Consider the following 8,238-nt stretch of genomic DNA (forward strand, 5'->3'; position numbering starts at 1 on the left):
GAAAAGACTGAAAAGTCACAGTCTTTATTTTATTCTATCTGTTATATGTATAAAATAATGAGTACAATTACACCCAGAACACCGGAAACTGTAAAGTAGTGCTGTTTTGAAGAAAGCCCTGCGACTGCCCAGATCAGACACTGGATACCAATGATCAGATAAAGCATATTTGTGTCACCGTCATACATGAAGCGCCACAGTTCGATTGAAAATAATAAAATGATAAAGGCAGCTGCGATTCTGCTGAAAATTTTCACAGCAGGTGATGCTCCAGGCCTGAAACTGACGATCATAATTCCGGCACTTACGAGTATCGAAATGATTGCCTGCAGTGCAAGCGCAAGATCTCCAAATAGTAATGCAATAATTGTCAGTAAACTTCCTGCAAGTGAAAAACCGGCCACAAAGATATTCGCCTTTCTATCAGGTTTTTCCACCGCTTTCGTTTCATCCGTTTCTTCATATTCACCGCTAGTGTATAGATTGATTAAGTAGTCACAATAAGACTCAGGAAGCAGTCTGTTTTGTTTCCAGTACTGAATTTCATTAACAATGACCTCTTTCCTTTTCTTATCCATCCAGATCCCCCCATAGCCTGTTAAGTATGACTATACTCGAAGCGGCACAGGAAAAAAAGAAAAAAAAAGCTGGCAGCCGCCAGCTTTTTTTTATTCAAGAAAATCTTTCAGTCGTTTACTTCTGCTTGGATGACGCAGTTTTCTTAATGCTTTCGCTTCAATCTGACGGATACGCTCTCTTGTAACTCCGAACACTTTTCCAACTTCTTCAAGCGTGCGCGTACGGCCGTCATCTAGACCAAATCTGAGTCTCAAAACATTCTCTTCACGGTCAGTCAGCGTGTCTAATACATCTTCAAGCTGTTCTTTGAGCAGCTCATATGCAGCATGATCAGACGGTGACTGCGCTTCTGAGTCTTCAATAAAATCTCCCAGATGTGAATCATCTTCTTCCCCAATCGGTGTTTCGAGGGAAACAGGCTCCTGGGCAATTTTTAGAATTTCTCTGACTTTTTCAGGAGTCAGATCCATTTCTTCTGAAATTTCTTCCGGCGAAGGCTCGCGGCCAAGATCCTGAAGAAGCTGACGCTGCACACGGATCAGTTTATTAATCGTTTCCACCATATGAACCGGGATACGGATTGTTCTGGCCTGGTCAGCAATTGCGCGCGCGATGGCCTGTCTGATCCACCATGTCGCATACGTACTGAACTTGAACCCTTTTCTGTGGTCAAATTTTTCTACTGCTTTAATCAGACCCATATTACCTTCCTGGATCAGGTCAAGAAACAGCATTCCCCGGCCGACATAACGTTTAGCGATACTGACTACCAGACGCAGGTTAGCTTCAGCCAGACGTCTTTTGGCTTCTTCATCGCCTTCTTCAATTCTTGTCGCAAGGTTAATTTCCTCCTGTGCAGAAAGAAGATCTACCCGTCCGATTTCCTTTAGATACATTCTCACAGGGTCATTAATTTTAACGCCGGGAGGAACACTCAGATCATTCAGATCAAATTCCTCTTCTGCTTCTTTTCCAAGCTCTGTCACAGATGGATCGGCATCAGCGTTTTCTTTCAGTACTTCGACACCCTGCTCACCAATCTGCTCGTAAAACTCTTCGATTTGTTCTGTATCTAATTCAAATCCGGCAAGCTTTTCAGCTATGTCCTCATAGGTAATTTCACCATTCTTTTTTGCTGCTTCGAGTAATTGTGCTTTAATTTGTTCTAATGTTGCTGTTTCAGGTTCTGTCTGCTTGGAACGTGTTGACTTCTCAGCCATTTGTCCCCCTCCTTCCAACTTCCTAACGATGTTGCCCTTTTAGAGCTTTCCACAGTTGAAAAATTTCCATTCCCAGGGCTGTGGCTGACTTCATATCATTTGCTTGTTCAGCATGTCTCAGTTCAGCTTCCTTTTGTCTGATCATTGTCAGCTGAGTTTGCTTTTTCATCTCATTTATATAATCTGCTATTTCTGCTTTTGTTACTTCAGCATTTAATTCCAGCATTGTTAACTCTGTTGCTTTTGATCTCAGATGCCTGTCCGGTAAATACTCGATAAATGCGCCGGGTTCAAGCGATTTTCCTTCTTCAATATACGTAAGAAGATATGTGAAAATAGCCTGATAATCATCTGATTGAAACGCGAGACCCCCGAGTTGATCCTGAATTGTATAAGCAGTATCATTTCCGGTCATCATATAAGCAAGGAGGTAACGCTCTGCTCTTTGATGCGCCTTCATAATTGCCTGTTTTTTTGGCGGCGGAAGTGGTTCCGGCTTTACCTCTGCTGCTTTTACAGGCATAAAAATTTTCAGCTGTTCCTCTAAAGACGAAAAAGAAACACCCGTATCGTCTGACAGCTGTTTTAAATAAAGCTCTTTTTCCACTGCACTGCGGAGCGATGAAATTTCAGGCAATACAGCATTAATATAAGACAATCTGCCATCTTCAGACTGCAGATTCTTGCCTGACCGTAAATACCACATTTTATATGCCATCAATGATGACGCGTGTTGAATAATATCTGTTTTAAATTTCTCCGGCCCGAATTTTTGAATATAGTCGTCAGGATCTGTATCAGCTGGTAGCCTGCTTACTTTAACAGTCATCCCGCTTGAAGCTAATTCTTTTGCAGCTTTATAGGCTGCTTCGGTTCCGGCATTATCTCCATCGTAGCAGATAATGACAGTATCAGTCAGTCGTTTGATCTGCTGGATGTGCTGTTTAGTCAATGCTGTACCCATTGTAGCGATTGCATTGGATACTGTTTCTGATGCAGCAATTACATCTGCAAACCCTTCAAATAATACCGCATATTTTTGTTTCCGGATTGCTCCTCTTGCCTTGTGCAGGTTGAAAAGGAGTGTATTCTTCTGGAAAAGCGGCGTTTCGGGGCTGTTCAGATATTTCGGCTCATTTTTGTCTGGATGAATAATTCGGCCTGAAAATCCTACAGTCCGCCCTTTTGAATCTTCAATTGGAAACATGACACGATTTCTGAAACGGTCAAAATATGAACCGTTATCGCGCTTAATCAAAATACCCGCATCTTCCATTAATGAAAGATTGAAACCTTTTTTCTCAAGCAGTTTTGCAGCTGTTTCCCAGCCCGGTAATGCCCAGCCAACTTTGTATTGAGCCAGTTGCGCTTCAGTAAATCCACGGTTAAGCATGTACTCCAACGCTTCCTGACCGTCTTCTGTATTCATCAGAAGGTGATGAAACAGTTTTTCAAGGAGACTGATCCCTTCAAGCTGTGATTTTTCCTCCTGGTTTGTTTCAACCGGAGCGGCTTCCCCGGTATCACTGAAATCAAATTGTATATCTGATTTTTCGCCAAGAGCAGCGACTGCCTCCTGAAATGGCATTCCATTATGATCCATTAAAAATGTAAAAACATTTCCTCCTGCCCCACAGCCAAAGCAATGAAAAATCTGCTTTTCAGGTGACACAGAAAAAGAAGGAGAATTCTCCCCATGGAATGGACAGAGACCAAAATAATTCCGACCCTGTTTTTTCAGTTGTACATACTCACTGATTACTTCTACAATATCAGTATTTAACCTGACTTGATCTACAACTTCTTCAGGTATTCTCTCTGGCACTTACTCACCACCAACTTAACTTTGTGATACTGTACTTTTCGTCAAAAATCTTCATTTTCCTGCATTTCATGTCAAAAACTTTGAAAGCAGATTTGAAAATGACTTCAGATCCTCTTCTGTTACTTTTTTAGGGCCTCCATGGAACCTGCCTTTTTTTCTTTCCTGCTGATATAAATATCTGAAAGAAAGGCTGGTTTCGATCGTGTCTTGATTGTACTCTTTTCCCCTGGGTGAAATGACATAAACCCCTTTTGCCAGTAGCATGGATGCCAGGCCAATATCCTGAGTTATCACCAGGTCTCCCTGCTTTGCTTTATTTAAAATAAACAGGTCGCAGGCTTCACTCCCATCATCAATAAAAGTCCATAATGACTGATCAGCATCAGCACTGTAATGATTATAGGTAGCAACAAATCTGATCTTAACCTGGTCTGTATATCTGATGATTTCATCTCTTACTGCTCCGGGACAAGCATCAGCATCTACATATACAAAGACATGATTTATATTTTCCATAGTGGTACCATTCTGCGTTATGCCGCAAAAATCCTTTATTAATGTATCTTTTTATCACAATTTTTTATTATAGTACATTTCCGAGCCTGCCGCCATTCTTTTTCACAAATATATTCTGCGGATATCGGAAGCTGTTCTATTTACAAACAGTTGTTTTATATCACTCTTGTTTATTGGAACGGAAATGAATGATTTCTTATAGCAGCGTCATACATCATTCTTCAGCAAGTAAAAACAGATGCCTGTATCGACATCTGTTTTATACATTCATAAGATCATTTAAAATAACATTTGCTGTTTCTTCAACGGCTTTATTTGTCACATCTATAACCGGACATTTCATACGGCTGATCACATGATCAAAATGTTTCAGCTCTTCTGCGATTCTCTCCATTTTTGCATACGTTGCATCATCTTTCAGCCCGAGTGCAATTAATCTTTCTTTTCTAATGTGATTTAGTTTGTCTGAACTGATTTTGAGACCGTAGCATTTTTTAGGATCGACCATAAAAAGTTCTTCTGGCGGTTCGATCTCCGGAACGAGCGGCACATTGGCGACCTTCAGTCTTTTATGTGCGAGGTACTGTGATAATGGTGTTTTAGATGTTCTGGAGACACCGACTAACACAATATCAGCTTTTAGAATCCCCCGTGGATCCCTGCCGTCATCATACTTTACAGCAAATTCGATTGCTTCAATTTTCCTGAAGTAATCTTCATCAAGGTCGTGAACCATGCCAGGCTCATTAATAGGCGACTCCTCACATATTTCCTGCAGAGACTGTACAATCGGTCCCATCACATCGTGGGCAGTAAGCTGATGTTTTTTGACTTCCTGCTCTATGTAGGAACGGACATGAGGTTTGACAAGCGTATAGACAATGATTGCCTGATTCTCTTTTGCGAGTGTAATGACTTCATCCACATGACCTTTATCTTCAATATACGGAAAACGTTTGATTGTAATTGCTTTTCTTGACTGCCGGAACTGACTGACACTGGCTTTAGCTACCAGTTCAGCTGTTTCCCCGACTGAGTCTGATACGACATATACATGCACTTCGTTCATGACTCCACCATCCTATTCTTCATCCTTTGAAAGGCTGACAAATGCTTTTGTAATATTTGTTTTAGTAATTCTGCCCGAGACTTCATATCCTGCTTCTGTTTTTTTCACCACAGGCAGCGAGTCAATCTGTTTACTGATTAACTTTGAAGCCACTGTTACCAGTAAATCCTCCGGTTCGCAGTAGGTAACATTCGGCATCCTTGTCATAATAACATTGATAGGCAGACTCGTTAAGTCCTGCTGACCGATACTTGCTCTTAAGAGGTCTTTTCTTGATACGACTCCTGCCAGCAGACCTTTTTGATCCAGTACGAATAAAGTTCCCACATCTTCAAGGAACATATGGCATATTGCATCATATACTGATACATGATCCTGTACGGCTACCGGCATTGACTGATATTCTTTTACGTGAAGCTTTTTCAGATTTTCAGTCAAAAGCTGCGTGCCTGATTTTCCTGTATAAAAATATCCGACTCTTGGACGGGCATCTAAAAATCCGGCCATTGTCAGAATCGCTAAATCCGGTCTCAGTGTTGCTCTTGTTAAATTCAGTCTGTCAGCAATCTGTTCCCCGGTGATTGGGCCATCCGCTTTTACGATTTTTAAAATCTCGGATTGTCTTTTATTCAGTTCGATGTTGTTCACCACCCAGAAAATTCAATAGTGTTATACTGTTTCCCAATATTATATACTAAATGAAAGGCCCGTCATAGTAAATGATTTATACCTGAAACAAATTTTTATTGAGTATTCATTCGAGAAGTGATAGGATTGTCTAAAGATAAATGATGTGCGCAATGAAGGAGATATAAGTACCTTTCATGAGCGACCGGGGATAGTGAAAGCCCGGGATAAAGGGAAACGGCACTCCGGAGCAATGCAGGAATCAAGGTGGATGCGTGAGTGCATCAACCAGGGTGGAACCGCGGTCAAGAAGCACCGTCCCTGGACTAGAATGATCTAGTCCAGGGACGGTGCTTTTTTATGCACAGTAAACATTCACTTTAAAGGAGTGGTAAAGCATGACTAAAAATATGGACGATATTGTACACATTGCAAAACACAGAGGGTTTGTATTCCCGGGTTCTGAAATTTACGGAGGACTTGCAAACACATGGGATTACGGCCCGCTAGGTATTGAATTAAAGAATAATATCAAAAAAGCATGGTGGAAAAAGTTTATTCAGGAGTCTCCTCATAATGTAGGACTAGACGCTTCAATCCTGATGAACCCGAAAACGTGGGAAGCTTCAGGTCACATTGGTAACTTTAATGATCCGATGATTGACTGTAAGAGCTGTAAAGCAAGACACCGCGCAGATAAACTGATCGAAGCGGCAATTGAGGAAAAAGGTGAAGAAATCATTGTTGATGGCCTCCCATTCAGCAGAATGGCTGAATTGATTGAAGAATATGATGTTGCCTGCCCTACTTGCGGAGCAAAAGACTTTACTGACATCAGACAATTTAACCTGATGTTCAAAACGCACCAGGGTGTAACAGAAGGCTCAACGAACGAAATCTTCCTTCGTCCTGAGACTGCCCAGGGGATCTTTGTTAACTTTAAAAACGTTCAGCGTACAATGAGAAAGCGGGTCCCGTTTGGTATTGGACAAATCGGTAAAAGTTTCAGAAACGAAATCACACCTGGTAACTTTACTTTCCGTACGCGTGAATTTGAACAGATGGAACTTGAATTCTTCTGTAAGCCGGGTGAGGACCTTGAATGGTTTGGTTACTGGAGAGAATTCTGTAAAAACTGGCTGTTAAACCTTGGTATGAAAGAAGACAGCATGCGTCTGCGTGACCATGATGAAGATGAACTTTCACACTACAGTAACGCTACGACTGATATTGAATTCAAATTCCCATTTGGCTGGGGAGAACTGTGGGGTATTGCGGACCGTACAGACTTTGACCTGAAGCAGCATATGGAACATTCGAATGAAGATTTTACTTATCTTGATCAGCAGACGAATGAGAAATATGTACCTTACTGCATTGAGCCTTCACTTGGTGCGGACCGTGTGACACTTGCATTCCTGTGTGATGCATATGAAGAGGAAGAGCTTGAGAACGATAAGAGAACTGTGCTGCGATTCCATCCGGCTTTAGCACCTTATAAAGCAGCAGTACTTCCTTTATCTAAGAAACTGGGATCAGAAGCAATTAAAGTGTTTGAACAGCTTTCACAGCATTTTATGGTTGATTATGATGAGTCTCAGTCTATTGGTAAGCGATACAGAAGACAAGATGAGATTGGTACACCTTATTGTATTACATTTGACTTTGATTCTTTAGAAGATCAGCAGGTGACTGTCCGTAACCGTGACACGATGGAGCAGATTCGTATGCCGATTGCTGAAGTACAGTCGTTCATTGAAGATAAAATTACATTCTGATTCATATAAAAAAGCGTGCTGATTAAATATCCGCCTTTGAAAAAGTCAGTTAACAAAGGCCGGTTCATTTACGCTTCAGGCGTAGGCTTTCCGGACGTGGGCCGTTTTTTGGCCCCATCCCAAGCCTCCTCACCTTCGGTTGCGGGGTCTCAGCTATCCCGCTAATCGTCCCGGAGTCCACGCCTTCCGCTTCAATGCATCTAAGCACTTAAGAAAATGTTTAGAATCAAAAAAGATGACGCTGAATAAAAAAGCGTCATCTTTTTTTATAATAAAATAGTAACTCAGAACTAAACGTAAATTGCAATATTAAATGCAACACCCTAATAAAGCATAGGGGGACCTCCCCGGTGTGTAGCTTTGTTGGCCTAGGCCAACAAAGCTACACACCGGTCGAACATTTCTGCCGGGGTCTCATAGTTTAAAATTTTTCTCGGAAGCTCGTTCATCCAGGTTTCTACTTCTTCAAGCAAGTCATCGGAATAAGAATGGATGGGCTGTCCCTTTTTGATAAACCGCCTTATCATGCCATTGTGACGTTCATTTGTGCCACGCTCGAAGGAGGCGTACGGGTGAGAGAAGTAAATGGCGATATTTTCCTTTTCGAACGCTGCGAGCTCGCTG

The 8,238-nt window shown here is 41.7% G+C and carries 7 protein-coding genes and 1 pseudogene; 1 reads left to right on the forward strand and 7 read right to left on the reverse strand.

Going from position 1 to position 8,238, the window contains the following annotated elements; all coding sequences use genetic code 11:
• Nucleotides 1–41 precede the first annotated feature (41 nt).
• The 6 genes from KP77_RS11575 to KP77_RS11600 all read right to left on the reverse strand — a co-directional run bounded on the left by KP77_RS11575 (nucleotide 42) and on the right by KP77_RS11600 (nucleotide 5,860).
• Complete coding sequence (locus KP77_RS11575) at nucleotides 42–578, reverse strand: hypothetical protein (RefSeq protein WP_041122901.1); 537 nt, start codon at nucleotides 576–578, stop codon at nucleotides 42–44.
• A gap of 90 nt (nucleotides 579–668) precedes the next feature.
• Nucleotides 669–1,799, reverse strand: a complete 1,131-nt coding sequence (gene rpoD, locus KP77_RS11580; protein WP_041122902.1) for an RNA polymerase sigma factor RpoD — start codon at nucleotides 1,797–1,799, stop codon at nucleotides 669–671.
• Between the two features lie 22 nt (nucleotides 1,800–1,821).
• A complete protein-coding gene (gene dnaG, locus KP77_RS11585) occupies nucleotides 1,822–3,624 on the reverse strand; it encodes a DNA primase (protein WP_041122903.1) in 1,803 nt (600 codons plus the stop codon).
• Between the two features lie 66 nt (nucleotides 3,625–3,690).
• Nucleotides 3,691–4,140 (reverse strand): YaiI/YqxD family protein, encoded by a 450-nt coding sequence (locus KP77_RS11590; protein ID WP_041122904.1) that lies wholly within the window; start codon nucleotides 4,138–4,140, stop codon nucleotides 3,691–3,693.
• Nucleotides 4,141–4,399: 259 nt separating this feature from the next.
• On the reverse strand, nucleotides 4,400–5,209 hold the full coding sequence (locus tag KP77_RS11595) for a pyruvate, water dikinase regulatory protein (protein ID WP_041122905.1): 810 nt from the start codon (nucleotides 5,207–5,209) through the stop codon (nucleotides 4,400–4,402).
• Nucleotides 5,210–5,221: 12 nt separating this feature from the next.
• A complete protein-coding gene (locus KP77_RS11600; RefSeq protein ID WP_041122906.1) occupies nucleotides 5,222–5,860 on the reverse strand; it encodes a helix-turn-helix transcriptional regulator in 639 nt (212 codons plus the stop codon).
• Nucleotides 5,861–6,246: 386 nt separating this feature from the next.
• Between KP77_RS11600 and KP77_RS11605 the strand changes: the two genes are divergently transcribed.
• Nucleotides 6,247–7,614, forward strand: a complete 1,368-nt coding sequence (locus KP77_RS11605; protein WP_407637927.1) for a glycine--tRNA ligase — start codon at nucleotides 6,247–6,249, stop codon at nucleotides 7,612–7,614.
• Nucleotides 7,615–7,982: 368 nt separating this feature from the next.
• Here the strand turns inward: KP77_RS11605 and KP77_RS18410 are convergent.
• Nucleotides 7,983–8,238: pseudogene (locus KP77_RS18410) on the reverse strand (IS30 family transposase); the annotation flags it as partial.

It is taken from the genome of Jeotgalibacillus alimentarius, assembly GCF_000829445.1.
Classification (GTDB): domain Bacteria; phylum Bacillota; class Bacilli; order Bacillales; family Jeotgalibacillaceae; genus Jeotgalibacillus; species Jeotgalibacillus alimentarius.

Excerpts from the sequence above, each read along its gene's own strand:
- KP77_RS11595 (WP_041122905.1), bottom strand. The coding sequence starts at position 5,209 with ATGAACGAAGTGCATGTATATGTCGTATCAGACTCAGTCGGGGAAACA.
- KP77_RS11590 (WP_041122904.1), bottom strand. The coding sequence starts at position 4,140 with ATGGAAAATATAAATCATGTCTTTGTATATGTAGATGCTGATGCTTGT.
- rpoD (WP_041122902.1), bottom strand. The coding sequence starts at position 1,799 with ATGGCTGAGAAGTCAACACGTTCCAAGCAGACAGAACCTGAAACAGCA.
- KP77_RS11605 (WP_407637927.1), top strand. The coding sequence starts at position 6,247 with ATGGACGATATTGTACACATTGCAAAACACAGAGGGTTTGTATTCCCG.
- KP77_RS11575 (WP_041122901.1), bottom strand. The coding sequence starts at position 578 with ATGGATAAGAAAAGGAAAGAGGTCATTGTTAATGAAATTCAGTACTGG.